Annotated in this window: 22 protein-coding genes; 8 read left to right on the top strand and 14 right to left on the bottom strand. The window is 72.0% G+C overall.

What is annotated here, in order from left to right; genetic code table 11:
* Positions 1–80 precede the first annotated feature (80 nt).
* The 3 genes from tilS to dacB form a co-directional block, all read right to left on the bottom strand.
* Positions 81–1127 (bottom strand): tRNA lysidine(34) synthetase TilS, encoded by a 1047-nt coding sequence (tilS, locus tag ACZ7JA_RS11505; protein ID WP_351667307.1) that lies wholly within the window; start codon positions 1125–1127, stop codon positions 81–83.
* A gap of 193 nt (positions 1128–1320) precedes the next feature.
* Positions 1321–2454, bottom strand: coding sequence for a zinc-dependent metalloprotease (locus ACZ7JA_RS11500; protein ID WP_351667309.1), 1134 nt, complete (start codon positions 2452–2454; stop codon positions 1321–1323).
* A 91-nt stretch (positions 2455–2545) separates the two neighbouring features.
* Positions 2546–4147 (bottom strand): D-alanyl-D-alanine carboxypeptidase/D-alanyl-D-alanine endopeptidase, encoded by a 1602-nt coding sequence (gene dacB, locus ACZ7JA_RS11495; RefSeq protein WP_450743319.1) that lies wholly within the window; start codon positions 4145–4147, stop codon positions 2546–2548.
* 79 nt (positions 4148–4226) lie between these two features.
* On the opposite strand from dacB, the gene ACZ7JA_RS11490 reads away from it, so the two are divergent.
* Both ACZ7JA_RS11490 and ACZ7JA_RS11485 read left to right on the top strand, forming a co-directional pair.
* Complete coding sequence (locus ACZ7JA_RS11490) at positions 4227–4718, top strand: inorganic diphosphatase (protein WP_010044289.1); 492 nt, start codon at positions 4227–4229, stop codon at positions 4716–4718.
* 114 nt (positions 4719–4832) lie between these two features.
* Positions 4833–6503: a threonine/serine exporter family protein gene (locus tag ACZ7JA_RS11485; protein WP_389300806.1), complete on the top strand. Its 1671-nt coding sequence runs from the start codon at positions 4833–4835 to the stop codon at positions 6501–6503.
* Between the two features lie 5 nt (positions 6504–6508).
* Here the strand turns inward: ACZ7JA_RS11485 and ACZ7JA_RS11480 are convergent, their stop codons facing one another.
* On the bottom strand, positions 6509–7585 hold the full coding sequence (locus ACZ7JA_RS11480) for a DedA family protein (RefSeq protein ID WP_351667315.1): 1077 nt from the start codon (positions 7583–7585) through the stop codon (positions 6509–6511).
* Between the two features lie 140 nt (positions 7586–7725).
* Here ACZ7JA_RS11480 and ACZ7JA_RS11475 point away from each other — a divergent pair, with 140 nt between their 5' ends.
* Complete coding sequence (locus tag ACZ7JA_RS11475; RefSeq protein ID WP_073901121.1) at positions 7726–8091, top strand: YbjQ family protein; 366 nt, start codon at positions 7726–7728, stop codon at positions 8089–8091.
* An 18-nt stretch (positions 8092–8109) separates the two neighbouring features.
* On the opposite strand, the gene ACZ7JA_RS11470 is transcribed toward ACZ7JA_RS11475, so the two are convergent.
* Positions 8110–8871 (bottom strand): MerR family transcriptional regulator, encoded by a 762-nt coding sequence (locus ACZ7JA_RS11470; protein WP_351667317.1) that lies wholly within the window; start codon positions 8869–8871, stop codon positions 8110–8112.
* Positions 8872–8984: 113 nt separating this feature from the next.
* Between ACZ7JA_RS11470 and ACZ7JA_RS11465 the strand changes: the two genes are divergently transcribed.
* Together ACZ7JA_RS11465 and ACZ7JA_RS11460 are read left to right on the top strand one after the other, a co-directional pair.
* Positions 8985–10271, top strand: a complete 1287-nt coding sequence (locus ACZ7JA_RS11465) for an ion channel protein (RefSeq protein ID WP_351667319.1) — start codon at positions 8985–8987, stop codon at positions 10269–10271.
* 27 nt (positions 10272–10298) lie between these two features.
* On the top strand, positions 10299–11702 hold the full coding sequence (locus ACZ7JA_RS11460) for a glutamate decarboxylase (RefSeq protein ID WP_468891513.1): 1404 nt from the start codon (positions 10299–10301) through the stop codon (positions 11700–11702).
* Positions 11703–11727: 25 nt separating this feature from the next.
* Here ACZ7JA_RS11460 and ACZ7JA_RS11455 read toward each other — a convergent pair whose 3' ends face one another.
* The 4 genes from ACZ7JA_RS11455 to ACZ7JA_RS11440 form a co-directional block, all read right to left on the bottom strand.
* Entirely contained in the window at positions 11728–12369 is a 642-nt protein-coding gene (locus ACZ7JA_RS11455; protein WP_470807948.1) for a PadR family transcriptional regulator, read from the bottom strand.
* A gap of 23 nt (positions 12370–12392) precedes the next feature.
* Complete coding sequence (locus ACZ7JA_RS11450) at positions 12393–12932, bottom strand: DinB family protein (protein WP_470807947.1); 540 nt, start codon at positions 12930–12932, stop codon at positions 12393–12395.
* Positions 12933–13044: 112 nt separating this feature from the next.
* On the bottom strand, positions 13045–14505 hold the full coding sequence (locus tag ACZ7JA_RS11445; RefSeq protein ID WP_351667325.1) for an aldehyde dehydrogenase family protein: 1461 nt from the start codon (positions 14503–14505) through the stop codon (positions 13045–13047).
* 70 nt (positions 14506–14575) lie between these two features.
* Entirely contained in the window at positions 14576–15400 is an 825-nt protein-coding gene (locus tag ACZ7JA_RS11440; RefSeq protein WP_351667491.1) for a helix-turn-helix domain-containing protein, read from the bottom strand.
* A 333-nt stretch (positions 15401–15733) separates the two neighbouring features.
* Between ACZ7JA_RS11440 and ACZ7JA_RS11435 the strand changes: the two genes are divergently transcribed.
* Entirely contained in the window at positions 15734–16279 is a 546-nt protein-coding gene (locus tag ACZ7JA_RS11435) for an ATP-binding protein (RefSeq protein ID WP_351667326.1), read from the top strand.
* A gap of 79 nt (positions 16280–16358) precedes the next feature.
* On the opposite strand, the gene ACZ7JA_RS11430 is transcribed toward ACZ7JA_RS11435, so the two are convergent.
* The 4 genes from ACZ7JA_RS11430 to ACZ7JA_RS11415 form a co-directional block, all read right to left on the bottom strand.
* Positions 16359–16577 carry a DUF397 domain-containing protein gene (locus ACZ7JA_RS11430; protein ID WP_351667492.1) on the bottom strand — a complete coding sequence of 73 codons (219 nt, stop codon included), beginning with the start codon at positions 16575–16577 and terminating at the stop codon, positions 16359–16361.
* Between the two features lie 200 nt (positions 16578–16777).
* Positions 16778–17251, bottom strand: coding sequence for an SRPBCC family protein (locus tag ACZ7JA_RS11425; protein WP_351667327.1), 474 nt, complete (start codon positions 17249–17251; stop codon positions 16778–16780).
* Positions 17248–17595: an ArsR/SmtB family transcription factor gene (locus ACZ7JA_RS11420; protein WP_470807946.1), complete on the bottom strand. Its 348-nt coding sequence runs from the start codon at positions 17593–17595 to the stop codon at positions 17248–17250. The genes ACZ7JA_RS11425 and ACZ7JA_RS11420 overlap by 4 nt, the downstream gene beginning before the upstream one ends.
* A gap of 40 nt (positions 17596–17635) precedes the next feature.
* Positions 17636–18010: a VOC family protein gene (locus ACZ7JA_RS11415; protein ID WP_389300792.1), complete on the bottom strand. Its 375-nt coding sequence runs from the start codon at positions 18008–18010 to the stop codon at positions 17636–17638.
* Positions 18011–18226: 216 nt separating this feature from the next.
* On the opposite strand from ACZ7JA_RS11415, the gene ACZ7JA_RS11410 reads away from it, so the two are divergent.
* Positions 18227–18709 carry a hypothetical protein gene (locus tag ACZ7JA_RS11410; protein ID WP_470807945.1) on the top strand — a complete coding sequence of 161 codons (483 nt, stop codon included), beginning with the start codon at positions 18227–18229 and terminating at the stop codon, positions 18707–18709.
* A gap of 81 nt (positions 18710–18790) precedes the next feature.
* On the top strand, positions 18791–19306 hold the full coding sequence (locus ACZ7JA_RS11405) for a DUF4232 domain-containing protein (protein ID WP_389300788.1): 516 nt from the start codon (positions 18791–18793) through the stop codon (positions 19304–19306).
* Between the two features lie 35 nt (positions 19307–19341).
* Here the strand turns inward: ACZ7JA_RS11405 and ACZ7JA_RS11400 are convergent, their stop codons facing one another.
* Positions 19342–20448: a DUF2786 domain-containing protein gene (locus tag ACZ7JA_RS11400; protein WP_470807944.1), complete on the bottom strand. Its 1107-nt coding sequence runs from the start codon at positions 20446–20448 to the stop codon at positions 19342–19344.
* Between the last annotated feature and the right edge of the window lie 20 nt (positions 20449–20468).

Here is a 20468-nt window from a genome sequence, read left to right as displayed (position 1 = left end):
TCGGTCGTCCCGCACTTACGGCCGCACTCGCGTGCTCCGGCTGCCCCGCCTTCCGGAGGGGTCCCTCCGGAGCCGCGATGTCAGCTCTGCCGAATCACCAGTCTGCCACCCTGGCGGCGGGCGACGACTTTGCCCGGGAGATTGATGACTCCCTGGCCGCGCCATCCGGTGATGAGCCGGTCGACTTCCTCGATGTGGCGGGCGAAGAGGGACCCGGCCGGGGCGCCGGCCGCGATGGCGGCGCGGCGCAGGATGCGGCGGCGTACGGCGGGCGGGAGGGCGTAGAGCTTGGCGCACTCCAGGAGGCCGGTGGCGTCGCGCACGGAGGGCTCGGCCTGGCTGGCCCAGGTGTCGAGGGCGTCGGCGTCGTCGCGGGAGAGCTGGGCGGTGCGGGCGAGCGCTTCCACCACGCCCTTGCCGAGGGCCTTCTCCAGGGCGGGCAGGCCTTCGTGCCGGAGCCGGGAGCGGGTGTAGGCGGGGTCGGTGTTGTGCGGGTCGTCCCAGACCGAGAGGGACTGGGCCATGCAGGCCTTGCGGGCGGTCTGCCGGTCCAGGGTCAGGAAGGGGCGCCGGTAACGGCCGCCGGCCCCCGAGACCGCGGCCATTCCGGACAGGGAGCGGATGCCGGAGCCGCGGGCGAGGCCGAGCAGGACGGTTTCGGCCTGGTCGTCGCGGGTGTGGCCGAGCAGGACGGCGGTGGCGCCGTGGCGTTCGGCCGCCGCGTCCAGGGCGGCGTAGCGGGCGTCGCGGGCGGCGGCCTCGGGCCCGCCTTCGCGGCCGACGGTCACGGCGATGGACTCGACGGGGTCGAGGCCGAGTCCGCGCAGCTTGAGCACGACCTCGTCGGCGCGCAGTCCGGAGCCGGGCTGGAGGCCGTGGTCGACGGTGATGCCGCCGGCGCGGATGCCGAGTTTGGGGGCTTCGAAGGCGAGGGCGGAGGCGAGCGCCATGGAGTCGGCGCCGCCGGAGCACGCGACGAGCACGAGCGGGGAGGGGGGCCGCTCGGCCGGACCCCGCCCGGCGGCGGTCCGGACCTGCCCGGTGCTGCTTGTGTGGTCGGTCAGGATGTCGTGGAGGACGCGGCGGACCGCCAGGCGTATCGCCGCGACCGATGGATGGGGACCCATGTCCGGTTCCCTTCATGAAGTTTTCGGGGGGTGAGCCCGAGGGTCGGTCACTCAGAGTGTGTCGATGGTGACAGAAGCGGGCCGTTCCCCGAGCATTGCACGCCTACCCATGGCTCACGGTCCCTCGGACGGGTGATTGGAGGGGCGTTCGCCTGCCGTCGGCCGGATTCGTCTCACGGCGTCGCGGCGTGGTTCACGACTCGGCCTTGCGGTGCACCCGTGCGACCCAGTCCGCCGGTTTGGCGATCTCCGCCTTGGTGGGCAGGGTGTTGGGCGAGGTCCAGACGCGGTTGAAGCCGTCCATGCCGACCTGGTCGACGACGGCGCGCACGAAGCGCTCGCCGTCGCGGTACTGCCTGAGCTTGGCGTCCAGGCCGAGCAGCTTGCGCAGGGCGAGGTCGAGCCGGGAGGCGCCCTTGGCGCGGCGCTGCTGGAACTTCTCGCGGATCTCGGCGACGCTCGGCACGACCTGGGGGCCCACCCCGTCCATCACGAAGTCGGCGTGCCCTTCGAGCAGGGACATGACGGCGGTGAGGCGGCCGAGGATCTCGCGCTGGGCCGGGGTCTGCACCAGTTCCACGAAGGAGCGCCCGCCGTCGTCCTCCTCGCCCTCGGGACGTCCGCCGGCGAGGGACTGGGCGGCCTCCCGGACGCGTTCCAGGACGGTCATCGGGTCGACGTCGGTCTCCGCCAAGAACGACTGGATCTCGCCCTCGAGATGGTCGCGGAGCCAGTGCACGGCGGTGAACTGGGTGCGGTGCGTCTCCTCGTGCAGGCACACCCAGAGCCGGAAGTCGTGGGGGTGGACGTCGAGTTCGCGTTCCACGTGGACGATGTTGGGCGCGACGAGGAGCAGCCGGCCGCCGCCGTTCTCCCCTGCGGGCAGGTCGCGGGAGGCGGGGGCGAAGGTCTCGTACTGGCCGAGGACGCGGGAGGCCAGGAAGGACAGCAGCATGCCGAGTTCGACGCCGGTGACCTTGCCGCCGACGGCGCCGAGGACGGCGCTGCCCGGGTTGCCGCCGCGCCGTTCCTGCATCTTGCCGAGGAGCGGCTTGAGGAGTTCCCGGAAGCCGGCGACGTTGGCCCGGACCCAGCCGGGGCGGTCGACGACGAGGACGGGGGTGTCGTGGGTCTCCTCGGTGGCCAGCCGGGTGAAGCCCCGGACGTGCTCCTCCGAGGCCTTGGCGTGCCGGCGCAGTTCCGCGACGACGTCCCTCGCCTCGTCGCGGCTGACTTCGGGGCCCGGTCGTACGAGCCGTGTCGCGGTCGCCACCGCGAGGTTCCAGTCGACCATCCCGGGAGATGCGGTGCCACCGAAGCTCGTCATGCGTCAACGGTACGTGAGCGGTCCCATTTCGGGCAGGCCGTGCGAGGCGTTCCGGGTCGCCCGCGGCAGGGGCCGCCCGGGCCGGTGGTGGCTATCCGCAGCCGCAGCCCGCGAGGGCGGTGGCCGTCCGGTCCAGGGCCGACTGGGCCTCCTGGGCGCTGGTGGTGCCGGAGGCCATGAAGGCGAAGGCGAGCAGGTGGCCGTCGCGGTCGACGGCCGTGCCGGCCAGGGTGTTGACGCCGGTGAGGGTGCCGGTCTTCGCCCGCACGACGCCGGCCGCGCCGTCGGTGTAGCGGTCGGTGAGGGTGCCGGTGAAGCCGGCGACGGGGAGGCCGGTGAGGACGGGCCGCAGGCCCGGGCGGGCGGGGTCGCCGGCCTTGACCAGGAGGGCGGTGAGGAGGTTCGCCGTCAGCCGGTCCTCGCGGTCGAGGCCGCTGCCGTCGTGGAAGGAGGCGCCGGCCAGCGGCAGGCCGAGCTTGCGCAGCTGGAGGGTGATGGCCTTGGCGCCGCCGGAGAAGCTGCCCGCCTGGCCGCTCGCGAGGGCGGTCTGGCGGGCCAGGGTCTCGGCGATGTCGTTGTCGCTGTTGGTGAGCATGCGCTCGACGAGGGTGGCGAGCGTGGGCGAGGAGACGGTGGCGAGGGTCTCGGCGCGGCCGGTGGCCTTGGAGGGGCCGGGGGGCGTGGTCTCGACGCCGGCGTCGTGCAGGAAGCCCGCGAACTTGCGGGCGGCGTCCGCGGCCGGGTCGGCGACGCGGGCCGCGGGCCCGCTGGTGGAGGCGTCGGTGCGGCCCTCGTCGACGGTCAGGGCGCTCACCGGGGCGAGGTTGTCGTTGACGCCGATCGGGTGCAGGGCGGGGCCGGAGAAGAGCGTGGTGTCGTAGGAGAGCGTGATCTTGTGGATGCCGCGCTTGGCGAGGGTGGCGGCGGTGTCGGCGGCGAGGGTGCGCAGGCTCGCCCAGTCGCCGGCGTCGCGGTGCGCGGTGAGGGTGGGGTCGCCGCCGCCGGCCAGGACCAGTTCCCCGGTGTCGGGTTCGAGGGCGGCGCGGGTGGTGAAGCGGTGGTCGGAGCCGAGGGCGGACAGCGCGGCGACCGCGGTGGCGATCTTCGTGGTGGAGGCGGGGGTGAGGGCCTGGTCGGCCCCGGCGGCGTAGAGCCGCGTGCCGGTGGTGACGTCGACGACGGCCGCGCCGCGGCCGGAGCCGAGCGCCGGGGCGTCCAGCAGGGGCCCGAGGACGTCCGTGAGGGCCTGCCGGCCGGGCGGGGCCTTCTTGGTGCTGACGGTGCCGGTGGTGCCGCCCAGGCCCGCGAGGACGGCCGCGGCGCTCGGCGCGGCCTGGGGGGTCTGGGCGTTCGTGCCGGATCCGCCGTGATCTGCGCCACCTGATCGCTCCAGGGCGACCGCCCGGTCCCGCTCGGCCGTACGCTGACCGTTGGCGTCCCAGGGACCGGCGGCGGTCACCACCGCGGCGGCCAGTGCCAGCCCGGCGGTGGCGGCGCCCGCGGTGTACTGCCAGGTCCTGTCGGCCCGCCGGCGGGGGAGGTGCGCGAGTTTCGGGCGCACGGCCTTCGTCAGCCGCGCGATCCGCGGTTTCGCGGCCGTCGCGGCACGCGCCAGGCGCGGTCGTACGGCGTCCGCGATCCGCCGCACATGCGGTCCCGCGGCACGCCAAGGCCTCTGCTCTGGCACGACCACCAGCCCCTTTCGCGATCACACACCTGCGTGAGGGACACTTAATCACCAGAACTATGTGTTGATCATGGAGGAGCCACCGGTGGAGTTCGACGTCACGATCGAGATCCCGAAGGGTTCGCGCAACAAGTACGAGGTGGACCACGAGACCGGTCGGATCCGCCTGGACCGTCGTCTCTTCACCTCGACCGCCTACCCGACCGACTACGGCTTCGTCGAGAACACCCTCGGCGAGGACGGCGACCCGCTGGACGCGCTGGTCATTCTTGACGAGCCGACCTTCCCGGGCTGCCTGATCAAGTGCCGCGCCATCGGCATGTTCCGGATGACGGACGAGGCCGGCGGCGACGACAAGCTGCTGTGCGTCCCGGCCACCGACCCGCGTGTGGAGCACCTGCGCGACATCCACCACGTGTCGGAGTTCGACCGCCTGGAGATCCAGCACTTCTTCGAGGTCTACAAGGACCTGGAGCCCGGCAAGTCGGTCGAGGGCGCCAACTGGGTGGGCCGCACGGACGCCGAGATCGAGATCGAGCGGTCGTACAAGCGCTTCAAGGAGCAGGGCGGCCACTGACCGGCCGGTTTGCCCGACACGGGCCGCGGCACCCTGGTGGGGTGGCGCGGCCCGTCTGCGTGTGCGTGCGCATACTGGGGCCTGCGGAAGGTGTCGTTCAGGAAGCGGTGCGAGGTGACGGAGGCGGAGGACCGCAAGCCCCGGTCGGACGAGGCGCGGACCACGTACGACCCGGAGATCACGTCCGAGTTCGCCCTTCCCGAGGGACTGGCGGTCCCCAGGGGCGCGGGCGAGTCGGAGACCACGTCCGAGTTCGCGGTGCCCGAGGGGCTGCAGGCGCCGCAGCCGCCGAGCGCCGAGCCGGAGGGCTCGGCGTTCAGCCTGCCGCGCACCTACAGCGCCAAGGACGCGCTGGCGGCATTCACCCCGGCGACGGGGGTGCCCGCGGTCAGCCTGATCAAGGACGCGCCCTGGCAGGACCGGATGCGCACGATGCTGCGCATGCCGGTGACCGAGCGGCCGGCGCCCGAGCCCGTGCAGCGGACCGAGGACGAGGGCCCGGCGGTTCCGCGCGTGCTCGACCTGACCCTGCGTATCGGTGAGCTGCTGCTGGCCGGCGGCGAGGGCGCCGAGGACGTGGAGGCCGCGATGTTCGCGGTGTGCCGGTCCTACGGCCTGGACCGGTGCGAGCCGACCGTCACCTTCACGCTGCTGTCGATCTCCTACCAGCCCTCGCTGGTGGACGACCCGGTGACGGCCTCGCGCACGGTACGGCGGCGCGGCACCGACTACACCCGGCTGGCGGCCGTGTTCCACCTGGTGGACGACCTGACCGACCCGGAGACCCATGTCTCCCTCGAGGAGGCCTACCGCAGGCTGGCGGAGATCCGCCGCAACCGGCACCCGTACCCCGGCTGGGCGCTGACCCTGGCCAGCGGGCTGCTGGCCGGTGCGGCCTCGGTGCTGGTCGGCGGTGATGTGATCGTGTTCGTCGCCGCCGCCCTCGGCGCGATGCTCGGCGACCGGCTGGCCTGGCTGTGCGCGGGACGCGGGCTGCCGGAGTTCTACCAGTTCACGGTGGCGGCGATGCCGCCGGCCGCGATGGGGGTGGCGTTCTCGCTGACGCACATCGGCGTCAACGCGTCCGCGGTGGTCACCGGTGGGCTGTTCGCACTCCTGCCCGGGCGGGCGCTGGTGGCGGGGGTGCAGGACGGTCTGACGGGCTTCTACATCACCGCGTCCGCGCGGCTGCTGGAGGTCATGTACTTCTTCGTCGGCATCGTCGTCGGGGTGCTGGTCGTCCTGTACTTCGGGGTGAAGGTGGGCGGCAAGCTGGATCCCGACGCGGCGCTGGGCGGCATCACCGAGCGGCCGCTGGTCCAGATCGCCGCCTCCATGGTGCTGTCGCTGACGTTCGCCGTGCTGCTGCAGCAGGAGCGGTCCACCGTGCTGGCGGTCACGCTCAACGGGGGCGTGGCCTGGTCGGTGTACGGCGCGATGCACTCACCGAACGCGGGCGGGATCTCACCGGTGGCCTCGACGGCGGTGGCGGCCGGGCTGGTGGGGCTGTTCGGGCAGTTGCTGTCCCGGTTCCGGTTCGCGTCGGCGCTGCCGTACACGACCGCGGCCATCGGGCCGCTGCTGCCGGGTTCGGCCACCTACTTCGGGCTGCTGAACATTGCGCAGAACGAGGTCGACAAGGGGCTGGTGTCGCTGGCCAAGGCGGCGTCCCTGGCCATGGCGATCGCCATCGGGGTCAACCTGGGGTCGGAGATCTCCCGGCTGACCCTGCGGGTCGGCTCCGCCGGCAAGCGGCGGGCGGCGAAGCGGACCCGCGGTTTCTGACGGTCTCAGCGGGAGCGGTGGTCGCCCTGGCCGCCGTAGGGGTACTGGTTCGGGTCGTACTGGTTCGGGTCGTACCCGTTCTGGCCGTACCCGTTCGGGTCGTGTCCGTTCTGGCCGTACCCGTTCTGGCCGTACTGGTTCTGGTCGTATCCGCCGCGGTGGTACCCGTCCTGGTCGTACCGGGGTCCGTTCTGGCCGTGCCCCTGACCCTGCGGGTGCTGGTCGTACCGCGGCTGCTGGTGCTGCCCCTGGCCGTGGTGACGGTCGCCGTCGTAGCCGCCCTGGTCCCAGTGCCGACGCTCCTGCTGGTGCTGCTGCCCGTAAGGCTGCTGGTAGGGCTCCTCCGGCTCGATGCGGCGCAGGCGGGTCGTCGCGTCGTCCATGGCCGGCTGCCCGTGGAACTGGGGCACCGGGTGCTGCTGGGCGGGCCGGTCCTCGGCCGCCTCCCGCTGCGCGGCCTTCTTGTTCTTGCTGCGCGCGCGCAGGTACTCGATCGCGATCGGGATCACCGACACGAGGACGATCAGGATGAGGATCGCCTCGATGTTGTCCCTGACGACCGCGTGCTGTCCCAGCCAGGAGCCGAGCAGGGTGACGCCCGCGCCCCACAGGACGCCGCCGATGACGTTGAAGGTCAGGAACGAGCGGTACCGCATGCCGCTGACGCCGGCGACGATCGGCGTGAACGTGCGCACGATGGGCACGAAGCGGGCCAGGACCAGGGACTTCGGGCCGTACTTCTCGAAGAACTCGTGCGCCTTGGCGACGTTCTCCTGCTTGAACAGCCGTGAGTCCGGCCGGCTGAACAGGGAGGGCCCGACCTTCTTGCCGAACATGTAGCCCGCCTGGTCGCCGAGGATCGCGGCGAGGCAGATCAGGGCGATCGCGCCCCACAGCGGGAAGTCCAGCTTGTCCGAGGTGATCAGCAGACCGCAGGTGAACAGCAGCGAGTCACCCGGCAGGAAGAAGCCGATGAGCAGGCCGGACTCGGCGAACACGATGAGCAGCAGGCCCCAGATGCTGTAGGTGTCCAGCAGGTACTGGGGGTCCAGCCAGCTCGGGCCGAGGGCGAGTGTCGTCACGGGTCCGGGCTCCTGAGGGGGTGAGGCGGCTACGGCGTCCATGGGGGGCCGCACAAAGCTACCAACGTGGAGCGACCGCCCCGGGTTCCACCTGTGTCTCCAGGATGCACTGCGGTGCGACCGGGAGAAAGCTGTGGCTCATGGGACTCGATGACTACGGCGGCGGCCAGGGGCCGCAGCCCGACGTGCTGGTCGTGACCACGAACGACGTGCCCGGCTACCGGGTGCAGCAGGTGCTCGGCGAGGTCTTCGGGCTGACCGTGCGCTCGCGGCACCTCGGCAGCCAGATCGGCGCCGGGCTGAAGTCGATGATCGGCGGCGAGCTGAAGGGGCTCACGAAGACTCTCGTGCAGACCCGCAACCAGGCCATGGAGCGGCTGGTCGAGCAGGCACGCGCGCGTGGCGCCAACGGCGTGCTGATGTTCCGCTTCGACGTCACCGAGGCGGCGGACGTGGGCACGGAGGTGTGCGCCTACGGCACGGCCGTGGTGCTGGCCCGGGAGTAGGCGTCCCGGGCCGGCGGATCACGCCGTGTGGCGGTCGGCGTTGGCGGCGATCGCCTCGCTGAGGTGGTCGGCGAAGCCGGGCCGGGTGGAGTCGTAGTACGCCTTGAAGCGCTCGTCGGCGACGTACATCGCTCCCAGGCAGCGGTGCATGGCGTGCGGGCACTCGTAGTACCACCGGTCGATCTGCCGGCGGTGCTCCTCGGCGAGGTCCATGGCCGCCTCGTCGTCCGGCCGTCCGCCGGCGGCCATCAGGGCGACGTAGCGCGCGGTCCAGTCGTCGTTCTCGGCCCGCATGCGCTGCCAGTCGTCCTTGGTGTAGCGGGCGGCGCGGGCTTGCGACTCGGCGTAGGCCGCGGTGCCGCCCCAGCGCCGCTCGGTCTCCTCGGCGTACTGCTCGGGGTCGTTGTCCCCGAAGACCTCGAACCGCTCCTCGGGGCTGAGGTTGATGCCCATCGTGCGTGCCTCCATGGCGTGCTCCACGGCCGCGGCCATCTTCTGCAGCTTCTCGATCCGGGCGGTCAGCAGGTCGTGCTGGCGGCGCAGGTGCGCGCGCGGGTCCGCGTCCGGGTCGTCGAGCAGGGCCGCGACCTCGTCGAGCGGGAAGCCGAGTTCCCGGTGGAACAGGATCTGCTGGAGCCGGTCGAGGTCGGCGTCGTTGTAGCGCCGGTGGCCGGCGTGGGTGCGCTCGCTGGGCACGAGCAGGCCGATCTCGTCGTAGTGGTGCAGGGTGCGCACCGTGATTCCGGCGAACCCCGCGACCTGTCCCACGGAGTAGCTCACTTTCCGCTCCTTCGTCGTCGGTACGGCCACCACGCTGAGGCCTCACGTCACGTGAGGTGCAAGCCGGACGCGCTCCGGATGTTGGCGGCGTCGTGTCCGCCTATCGTGACGACGTGACCCAGGACACAGGGCAGCAGGCCCGCTCGACCCGGCCGGCGAGCCCGGCACGGGCGCTGCTGCCGCTGATCCTGCCCGCCGTGGCCGTCGGCGTGGCGGCGAGCCTCGTCTACGTCGGCCTGAGCCTCGGAGCGGAGCAGCTGCAGCGTGTGCTGTGGGGGCCGCTGCCGCACGCGCTCGGCGTGGGCCCCTACTCGGTGCTGTGGATGTTCGTCATGCTGGTGGCCACCGGGCTCGCCGTGGGGCTGGTGGTGTGGAAGGTGCCGGGCCACGCGGGTCCGGATCCGGCGACCACCGGTCTGGACGCACCGGTGCTGCCGCCGCCGGTGCTGCCGGGACTGGTGCTGGCGACCGGGCTGATGCTGGCGGGCGGCCCGAGCCTCGGCCCCGAGAACCCGATCATCGCCGTGAACGTCGGCCTGGCGGCCTGGCTCGGCGGGCGTCTGCTGTCCCGGATGCCGGGCGCGCTGTGGCCGATGCTGGCGGAGGCGGCGACGATCGGCGCGCTGTTCGGCACCCCGGTGGCGGCGGCCCTGGTCATCTCCGAGGCGCTGGCCGGGCGGCCGGTCCGCGGGCTGCTGTGGGACAACCTGTTCGCACCGCTGATCGCGGCCGCCGTCGGGGCGCTGACCACCTCGCTGCTGTACCGGCCGGCCTTCGACCTGGGGCTGCCGCCGCTGGGCCGCCCGCGCTGGACGGACCTGCTGGCGGTCCTGGTGCTCGCCTCGGTGGCCGCCCTGCTCGGCATGTGCGCCGTGCGCGCCTTCCCCTTCGTCCACGCGGCCTTCCAGCGGCTGCGGCACCCGATGCTGATGCTACCGGCGGGCGGTGTCGTGCTCGGCGCCCTGGCCGCCGTGGGCGGTCACCTGACCCTGTTCAAAGGGCTGACGGAGGTCGGCGAGCTGGCGCACGACCCGACGGGCTGGTCCGCCGGGCAGTTCGCCGGCATGGCCGTGGTGAAGCTGGCGGCGCTGCTGGTCGCGGCCTCCTGCGGCTTCCGCGGCGGCCGGATCTTCCCCGCCGTCTTCGTCGGTTCCGCGCTCGGTCTGAGCGCCCACGCGCTGGTCCCGGCCGTGCCCGCCGCGGTGGGCGTGTCCGCGTGCGTGCTGGGCATGCTGCTGGCGATCACCCGGCAGGGCTGGGTGAGCCTGTTCACGGCCGCCGTCCTGGTGGCCTCCCCCGCCATCATCGCCCTGCTCTGCATCGCGTCGCTGCCGGCCTGGCTGCTGGTGACCGGGCGGCCGCAGATGCAGCTGCGCGGTGACGGCGGCTCCGTCCGCTGATCCCATCCCCCCGTCTGGAGGCACGTCATGGCCCTGCACAAAGGTCCGGAGAAGCACGAAGAGCGCCTGATGTCGGTCAACCCGTTCTTCGGTGAGGCCAATCCGGTCGGCGGGATGACCGAGGCCCCGCCCACGCACCGGCTCCCGGACACCCCGCTGCCGCCGTCCACGGCGTACCAGCTGGTCCACGACGAGCTGATGCTGGACGGCAACTCGCGGCTGAACCTGGCCACCTTCGTCACCACCTGGATGGAGCCGCAGGCCGGGGTGCTGATGGGTGAGTGCCGGGACAAGAACATGATCGACAAGGACGAGTACCCGCGCACGGCCGAGCTGGAGCGGCGGTGCGTGGCGATGCTCGCCGACCTGTGGAACGCCCCGGACCCGTCGGCCGCCGTGGGCTGTTCTACCACGGGCTCCAGCGAGGCCTGCATGCTGGCCGGGATGGCGCTCAAGCGCCGCTGGGCGCAGCGCAACGCCGACCGCTACCCGGGAGCCCGCCCGAACCTGGTGATGGGCGTCAACGTCCAGGTCTGCTGGGAGAAGTTCTGCAACTTCTGGGAGGTGGAGGCCCGGCTGGTGCCCATGGAGGGCGACCGGTTCCACCTGGACCCGCAGGCGGCGGCCGAGCTGTGCGACGAGAACACCATCGGTGTCGTCGGCATCCTCGGCTCCACCTTCGACGGGTCGTACGAGCCGATCGCGGAGCTGTGCGCGGCCCTGGACGCCCTCAAGGAGCGCACCGGTCTTGACGTCCCGGTGCACGTGGACGGGGCCTCCGGGGCGATGATCGCGCCGTTCCTCGACGAGGACCTGGTGTGGGACTTCCGGCTGCCGCGGGTGGCGTCGATCAACACCTCCGGGCACAAGTACGGCCTGGTCTACCCGGGTGTCGGCTGGGCGCTGTGGCGGGACAAGGAGGCGCTGCCCGAGGAGCTGGTCTTCCGGGTGAACTACCTGGGCGGCGACATGCCGACGTTCGCCCTGAACTTCTCCCGCCCCGGCGCCCAGGTCGTCGCGCAGTACTACTCGTTCCTGCGGCTGGGCCGCGACGGCTACCGGGCGGTGCAGCAGACGACACGGGACGTGGCGCGGGCGCTCGCCGGGAAGATCGAGGCGCTCGGCGACTTCCGACTGCTGACGCGCGGGGACGAGCTGCCGGTGTTCGCGTTCACCACCCAGGCCGGCCTGCCCTACGACGTCTTCGACGTCTCCCGGCGGATGCGCGAGCACGGCTGGCTGCTGCCCGCCTACACCTTCCCGCCCAACCGCGAGGACCTGGCGGTGCTGCGGGTGGTGTGCCGCAACGGCTTCTCCCACGACCTGGCGGACCTGTTCGTGGACGACCTGGCCCGCCTGCTGCCGGAGCTGCGCCGGCAGCCGCACCCCCTCACCAAGGACCGGGAGGCGGCCACCAGCTTCCACCACTAGGGGACCTCGTCCGGACCGGGCCGGGTCAGCGGTCGTCCCCCGGGGGCCGCTCCCCCGTGGCGTACGGGTTGTCCTGGCCCTCGGCGAGGACGCCCACGAACGGCTCGCCCTCCCCCGCGAAGGTGTACGCGCCGGCCTCCAGGCGGCCGATGAGCCCCTGGGTCCAGGCGGCGTCGGAGTCGGCCGTGTGCACCCAGAGGTTCATGATCTCGCCGATGTGGCCGAGCTGTCCGGGGCCGCCCTCGGGGAGGTAGTCACCGGTGACGGCGGACCGCCACCGGCCGATGCGCCGGATCCGCTCCCGGAGCAGGTCCAGCGCCTCGGCCCGCTCCAGTTCGACCAGGAAGCCGATGGCGGCGGACTGGACGTCCATCTTCTGGTCGTAGGAGACCAGGGAGTCGCGCAGCAGCCGGAAGAACTCCGCCTCGCCCTGGCCGGTGATCTCGTACTCGGTGCGCGGCGGACCGCCCGCGGTGGACGGCGCGACCTCGTGCGCCCGCAGCAGCCCCTGTTTCGCCATCTGCTTCAGGGCGTGGTAGATCGAGCCCGGCTTGGCGTTGGACCACTCGTGCGCGCCCCAGTACTCCAGGTCGCCGCGGACCTGGTAGCCGTGGGCCCGCCCGTGCTGGCGGACCGCGCCCAGCACGAGAAGACGGATCGCTGACATGCCGTCCAGGTTATGGCCGCGGCTCAGCCCCGCTGTTCCAGGGCCACCAGCTCGAAGGCGGTCTTCCCGTCCAGGGACTCCCGGATGATGTCGGCGTGGCCGGCGTGCCGGGCGGTCTCGCGGATCAGGTGCAGGCACAGCCAGCGCAATGAGACCCGGCCCTCCGGCGGGAACCAGGGGTCGGGCGGCAGCGGGAAGGTGTCGTCGAGGCTGGGCGCGGACCGGATGTACTTCTCCGTGTCGGCGGCGACCCCCTCCCAGTAGGCGAGCTGCCCCGCGACCGTCTCGTCGTCGGTGAGCCGGAAGCACTCGTGCCAGTTCGACTGGTCGCGCTGTACGACCGGCGGCTCCTGCCGGGCCCGGGCCAGCCAGCTCTGCTCGACCTCGGCGACATGCTTGAGCAGACCGCCGAGCGACAGCTCGCTGGCGGTCGGACGGGAGCGGGCCTGCTCCTCCGTCAGTCCCAGCAGCGCCCTGCGGATGCCGCCCCGCTGCTCCTCCAGGAACGCCAGCAGCGCCCCGCGCTCGTCGCCCTGCGTCTCCGCCGCCACGTGTGTGACCATGACCGGCCGCCCTTCCATCGGGTCCTCTTGCCTGACACCGACGAAGCTACGGGCCCTTGCGGTCAGTTTCCGTCCGCAAGGGCCCGGCACGCGCGAAATGACGCCGGTGCCTCTAGAAGGGGAAGCCGCTGCGGCCGTGCTGCACCGAGATCCACTTGACGGTGGTGAAGGCCTCGACGGTCGTCTCGCCGTTCAGCCGGCCGAGGCCGGAGTGCTTCTCGCCGCCGAACGGCACCAGCGGCTCGTCGTGCACGGTGCCGTCGTTCACGTGGAACATGCCGGTGTCGATCCGCTTGGCGAACGCGACACCGCGCTCGATGTCGCCCGTGTGTACGGCGCCGCTGAGGCCGTAGGGGGTGTCGTTGACGATGCGGACCGCCTCCTCCTCGCCGTCGAAGGGGACGAGGAAGACGACCGGGCCGAAGATCTCCTGCTGGAGCAGTGCGGAGCCGGCGGGGACGTCGGTGAGCACGCTGGGCTCGACCAGGTTGCCGGTGGTGGTGCCGTGCACGAGGGCGGTGGCGCCCTCGGCGAGCGCCTGGTCCACGGTGCCCGAGACGGCGCTCGCCTGCTGGGAGTTGATCACCGGGCCGATGACGGTCTGCGGGTCGCGCGGGTCGCCGACCTTCAGCGTCCGGACCTTGGCGACGAACTTCTCGGTGAACTCCTCGGCGACCGAGCGGTCCACGAGGACCCGGTTCGCCGCCATGCAGACCTGGCCCTGGTGCACGAAGCGGCTGAAGACGGCCGCGTCCACCGCGTAGTCGATGTCGGCGTCGTCCAGGACCACCAGCGCGCTGTTGCCGCCGAGTTCGAGCACCGCGCGCTTGAAGTGGGAGGCGCAGACGGTGGCGACGTGCCGGCCGACCTTGTCGGAGCCGGTGAAGGAGATGACCTTGGGGATCGGGTGCTCGATGAAGGCGTCGCCGATCTCGGCTATGTCGGTGACGACGACGTTGAGCAGGCCGCCCGGCAGCCCCGCCTCCTCGAAGATCTTCGCGACCAGGGTGCCGCCCGCGATCGGGGTGTTCTGGTGCGGCTTGAGCACCACGCCGTTGCCGAGCGCGAGGGCCGGGGCCACGGACTTGATCGACAGCAGGAACGGGAAGTTGAACGGGCTGATCACGCCCACGACGCCCACCGGCACGCGGTAGACGCGGTTCTCCTTGCCGTCGGCCGGGGAGGGGAGGATCCGCCCTTCGGGGCGCAGCGCCAGGTGGACCGCCTCGCGCAGGAACTCCTTGACCAGGTGCAGCTCGAAGCCGGCCTTCACACGGGTGCCGCCCAGCTCCGCGATGATCAGGTCGGCTATCTCCTGCTCGCGGTCCTCGATCAGCCGCAGCGCCCGCTCGAACACCGTGCGGCGGGCGTAGGGGTTCGTCGCGGCCCACTGCTTCTGCGCACGGGCGGCACTGCGGTAGGCCAGGTCGACCTCGTCGACCGTCGCCACCGTGATCGAGGCCAGCTTCTCGTCGTCGTACGGGTTGAAGTCGATGACGTCCCAGGAACCGGTGCCCGGGCGCCACTCACCGTCGATGTACTGCTGGGCCAGGTCGCTGAAGTAGGACGGCATGTGATCCCTCAATCGGTAGCAGACACAGGAGCGACGTCACGGTCTGATCACACGTCATCGTACTTGTGTTTCAAGAGAGTTGAAGGAGTCCCCGGAGAAGATCCCGGCTCTCGTCCGGGCCCGGACTGTCCTGCTGGAGCTCCTTGAGCGCCTGCTCGTACTGGGCGACGTCCTCGCGCTTGTCCAGGTACAGGGCGCTGGTGAGCTGCTCCAGGTAGACCACGTCGGACAGGTCCGTGTCGGGGAAGCTGAGGATGGTGAAGGCGCCGCTCTCGCCGGAGTGGCCGCCGAAGCCGAACGGCATCACCTGGAGCCGGACGTTGGGGCGCTGGGAGATGTCGATCAGGTGCTGGAGCTGGCCGCGCATCACGTCACGCCCGCCGTACGGACGGCGCAGGGCGGCCTCGTCCAGGACGATGTGGAACTCGGGGGCGTTGTCCGCGAGCAGGTGCTTCTGCCGTTCGAGGCGCAGCGCGACCCGCCGCTCCACGTCGGCGGGGCTCGCGCCCTTCATGCCGCGCCGGACCACCGCGCGGGCGTACTCCTCGGTCTGCAGCAGGCCGTGCACGAACTGCACCTCGTACACCCGGATCAGCGAGGCCGCGCCCTCCAGGCCCACGTAGGTGGGGAACCAGCTCGGCAGCACGTCGGTGTAACTGTGCCACCAGCCGGCCACGTTGGCCTCCCGGGCGAGGGAGAGCAGCGACTCCCGCTCCGCCTCGTCGCTGATGCCGTACAGCGTCAGCAGATCCTCGACGTCCCTGGTCTTGAAGCTCACCCGGCCCAACTCCATCCGGCTGATCTTCGATTCGGACGCGCGGATCGAGTAACCCGCCGCCTCGCGCGTGATCCCCCGTGCTTCACGCAGCCGCCTGAGTTGCGAGCCGAGCAGCATGCGCCGCACCACCGATCCGGGCTCTCCCGCGCTCACGTTCGCCAGCCTCCCCAACCGTCTTCAGGGGCCGCAGTCTGCCACTAAAACACTTCGAGCAGTACTCGTCCGGTTACGGAAACGGAAAGAGGTCAGCCGTTTTCCGCAGGCAGAGGTACGGACCTCTGACAGTCGCATGGTCCAATGTGGCAGAAAAAATGGCCAAGAAGCGGTACGGGCAGGATCATTTCGGTCACGTGCACGTGCATCTGCCCTTGCATCTGCCAGTCGCATCCGAAACCATGGTGCCGCGCCACCGCTGCATCGCTACGACCGCGAATTCCGGGAGTGCCTCGCATGGGGACGAATGGATCGACCATGCTCAAGCCGTTACGGCAGGGCCTTCCGCCGTTGGACCCAGCGGCCGTCTCCGATGCCGCCTCCTGCGCCCTGCCGGCCCGCTTCGAGGCCGTGGGCGAGGCCCGGCGCTTCACCCGCCGCACCCTGGACCAGTGGGACGTGGGCGACCGCTTCGACGACATATGCCTCGTCGTCTCCGAACTCGTCACCAACGCCCTGCGGCACGGCCTGCCCCTCCCGCACCAGCGCCCGTCCGGCGAGGCCCGGCGGTCCGCGGCGTCCGGCCCGGCGGACCCGGCCTGTCCCCCGCCGCCCGCCGTGCGCCTGCATCTGCTGCGCTGGACCGAGCGGCTGGTGTGCGCGGTGCGCGACCCCAGTGACGAGACACCGGCGCCGCGCGATTCGGACGACTTCTCGGCCGAGTCCGGGCGGGGGCTGTTCCTGGTCGACTCGTTCGCCGACGGCTGGGGCTGGCAACCGCTCGCGGGCGCGCTCGGCGGCAAGGTCGTCTGGGCGCTGTTCCGGCTCCGGCCGGCCGACTGACACCGGGCGGGGCCGAGTCACGCCCGGTGTCTACGCGCGTACACCGGGTCGCCGCGGGTCCGCGGGGCGCTGAGACGTTTCAGCCGGCCACGAGGTGATCGAACTCGCCGTCTTTGATGCCGAGGAGCATGGCCTCGATCTCCGCGCGCGTGTAGACGAGTGCGGGCCCGTCCGGGAAGCGCGAGTTGCGCACCGCCACGTCACCGCCGGGCAGGCGCGCGAACTCCACGCAGGAACCCTGCGAGTTGCTGTGCCTGCTCTTCTGCCAGGCCACTCCGTCCAGCTGTGTGGCTGCCATGCCGTTGTACACGTCGAACCCCCCGTACACGCCGTCAACGTCGCGGTTCACAGGTCGCTCCCCGGTGGTGCACTTGGCTGATGTGGCCATGGATGTGTCTTGGTCAACTGTCCCGGATCATAGCTGCGTTCATGTGCGGATGCATGAGCAGATGCACGTGCACGGGGTGTGTCGCCGTGATTACAGCTTTGACGTCCGCTTTACCGAAACCGTTCCAGCGTGCGTCCGAGAGACGGCAGCACATGCCCTCTCCAGCCCCCGTCCATGATCTTCCGCGCCATCAGCTGCGCCGGGTCGTCCGGATCGAATCCCTCGTGCACTAGGAACAGACGCGTGCCGCGCCCTTCCTGTTCCAGCGTCCACGTGATGGTCCAGTCGGCGGGACCGGCGGGGTCCGCGTCGGCCCACCGGAGGGACAGCATCCGCTCGGGGACGAAGGCGAGGACCCGCACCTCGACGACCCCGGAGAAGCGGGCGCCCGGGCGCGGGACCGAGGTCATCCGGTACCGGTGGCCGACCTCGAGCCGGAAGTCCTCGGCGCCGGGCATCTGCCAGCGGGCCAGCAGGGCGGGCTCGGTCAGGGCCCGCCAGACCTTGGCGGGCGGGTGCGGGAAGAACTGGTCGACGCGGACGGTGGTGAGGTCGTCGGCGTCACCGGGCGGTGCGGTGCTCATGGGTGGTCATCGTCGGGCATGCGGTCGAGCAGGTCGCCGAGGCCCTTCAGCCGGTCGCGCCAGAACCGCTCGTACGGATGGAGCCAGTCCTGCACCTCGGCGAGGGGGGCCGCCTCCAGGCGGTAGATACGCTGCCGGCCGGAGCGCTGCTCGGAGACCAGGCCGGCGTCCCGGAGCACCTTGAGGTGCTCGGACAGGCTCGGGCGGCGCATGTCGAAGTGCTCGGCCAGGACCTGCACGGCCTGCGGACCGCGCTCGCGCAGCAGCCGCAGCACCTCGCGGCGGGTGGCGTTGGCGAGCGCGGCGAAGACGCGGTCCTCGGCGGCGGTGTCCGTCCCGGTCATGGGGCGGCCGGATTCATGGGGCGGTCCGGTTCATGGAGCGTCAGAAACCTTCCTTCTCCGTCAGCAGCATCAGACCGTTGCCGTCGGGGTCCGTGAAGGAGGCCATGCGCCCCCAGGGGAGTTCGTCCGGCCCCTGCACCGCGGTCCCGGCAGCGGCGAGCCGGGCGCAGTCGGCGTCGACGTCGGTCGTGACCAACATGATCCCCTGCGCGGAGCCGGGCGTGAAACCGCCCATCCCCGGCCCGGAGAGCGTGAGGACGGTCTGCGCCCCCGCGGGGGCCACCTGGAGCCAGCGGCCCTGGGGCAGCCGCCGGTCGGCGGTGACCTCCATGCCGAGGACGTCCCGGTAGAAGCGCAGGGCCCGGTCCTGGTCGGAGACGGGGAGGGTGACGAAGGAGGCGTGCGTGATGGTCATGACCCCAGAATAGGTAGGTGTTTCCCTACGCGTCAACCGTAGGGATTCTCCTACCCGTACCGGGCGGGCGGGAGTGCGGGGATTTCCGCACGGCGTCCGGAAGCGCTCGGCGTAACGGCTGGTAACTTGCTGCGGTCCCTCCGGTTCGGGGCGCCGTCCCGGGCGGGACGACGGCCCCGGGGCGGCCGGTTCGCTACAGCTTGGGAGCTTGACGTGATGACGGCGACTGCAAGGGCGCGGACGGCGGCCGCGGCGGCGTTGCTGGTGGGCGCGCTGGCGCTGACCGCGTGCAGCGGGGGCGGCGACGACGAGTCCTCACCGGCCCCGGCGCCGACGGCCGGCTCGGAGTCCGGCAGCGGCCCGACGGGCAAGGTCACGGGCGCTTCCGATGAACTCCAGGGCAGCTGGGTCACCACCGCCAAGGGGACGATCGTGGCCCTGGTGATCACCGGCGAGAAGGCCGCGCTCTTCGCGACGGGCGGATCCACGTGCACCGGTACCGCCGGCACCGAGTCCGGCATGCGGATGATCCACCTGAACTGCGTCGACGGCAGCGAGGACTGGAGCAGCGGCATGGTCGACTCGGTGAGCAAGGACGCCCTGAAGGTGACCTGGTCCGGCAAGCTCGGCGAGGAAACGTACACCAAGGCCGAGGGCGGCAAGCTGCCCTCCGGGATGCCGACCAACCTGAAGCGGTGAATTCCGTGGGGTGCGTGAGCGGGCCCCCGCCGCAGCCGTCATGATGCGAGGAGACCGTCACGACCTCGATGGGACCTGCTCATGCGCGCCATTCCGCTCACCGTCACCGCCCTCGCCGCCGCCCTGCTGCTGACCGCCTGCGACGACGGCGGCGGTGGCAAGAACGGCAAGAGCGGCTCCGCCTGCGAGATCGGCGGGGTCTCGGTGCAGATCGGGTCGGCCAGCGTGGCCCCGGCCGCCGGGGACACCGGCGAGGTGCCCGTCAGCATCACCAACCAGAGCACCCCCTGCACCCTGGACCACTTCGCCGCCGCCGCGCTGAGCACCGGCGGCGGTGAGGTCGCCCTGCCCGTGCAGGAGGGGGCCAAGGCGCAGAAGCTGAAGCTCGCCAAGGGGGACTCGGCGACCTTCACCATCACCTACGTGCGCGGCGGGGCGGGCGGCAAGGCGGGCCTGGCGGCGAAGTCGGTGAAGATCGCCCTGCCCGGCACGAAGACCACGCGCAGCTTCCCGTGGTCCTACGGGCCCGTCGCGACCAAGGGCTCAGGCGGCACCCCGGACGCCTCCGTCAGCGCCTTCCAGCAGGTCGGGGACTGACACCCGGCCGGTGCGGCGGGCGCGGGCCCGAAGGGTCAGCCGAGCCGGGGACGGGCTATGACCTGGGCCTCGTCCGCGGCCCGCGCGCCCTCCGTCCAGCCCGCCGCGTCGCTCACCCCGCGCAGCCGGGTCGTGGTGGTCTCGGGGAACATGCGCCCGAGCCGGTCGGTGACGGCCATCTCCCGGGTGGCCAGGACCGGCAGCAGGTCCTCGGTCACCTGGGTTCCGGCCACGGCCGCGAGGCGGTCGCCGACCCGGTGCGCGTAGGCCGCGAGGAAGGACTGCCGGAAGGTCTTGGTGCGCTTGCGGCCGCCGGCGCGCTGCGCGGCCTCGGCCCTGGTCATCGCATGAGTGGCCTGCACCAGCAGCGAGGTGTGCAGGAGTTCGACCGCCTCCAGGTCGGCCTCGAAACCGACGACCGTGGAGAAGCACAGCGCCTCGTTCCACACGGCGCGGCAGTGGTTGGCGGTGGCCACCGCGTCCAGCAGCACCGCCTTGGCCTGCTCGTACGGCGGCTCCACGCCGATGCGGCAGGCGCCGGGCGCGTCCGGCGCGGGGGCCTCGGCGGCGAGCAGCGCCTCGTCGACGCTGTGCCGGGCCATCAGCTCCTGCGCCTTGGCCGAGAGCGCCTCCGCCTCCTCCGGGTAGCCGGTGGCCTCGGCCTTGGCGAGCAGCGCCCGGATACGCGTGAGCGTGCGGGAGGCGCCGGGTCCCCGATCACGGCGGGGCTCCTCCAGGACCTCGAGCGTGGGCAGGCGCAGCAGCAAGCGGTAGAGCTCCAGTACCGCGGTGGCGTGCGAGAAGCGGTCGCCCGCTCGCGCGGCGGAATCCGGGAGTGCCTCGATCTGGGCGGCCCAGCGGCGCCCGCGGGGCCGGTCCTGCCCGGACTGCGCCCGGATCAGGCCCGACACGAGGGCCAGGTGGACCTCGTCCAGCTCGCGCCGCACCAGCCGCACGACGTCGGCGGGCTGCCAGCCGCGCCGCCAGGCGGCCGCCACGAACTCCTCGCCCCGGCGCACGAGTTCGGCGTCCGCCGCGGGGTCGGCGGCGAGCAGGGAGGCACCCGTGTCGAGTCCGGCGTCGGCGTCTTCGTACAGGGCGGCGCGGAAGGCCCGCTCGACGGTGCTGGCAGTGCTGGTCACCCGTCGATCGTGCCATGCAC

Source organism: Streptomyces sp. NPDC038135 (assembly GCF_055601245.1).
Note: the sequence above shows the minus strand (reverse complement) of the source record. Positions and strands in the feature narration are given on the sequence as shown.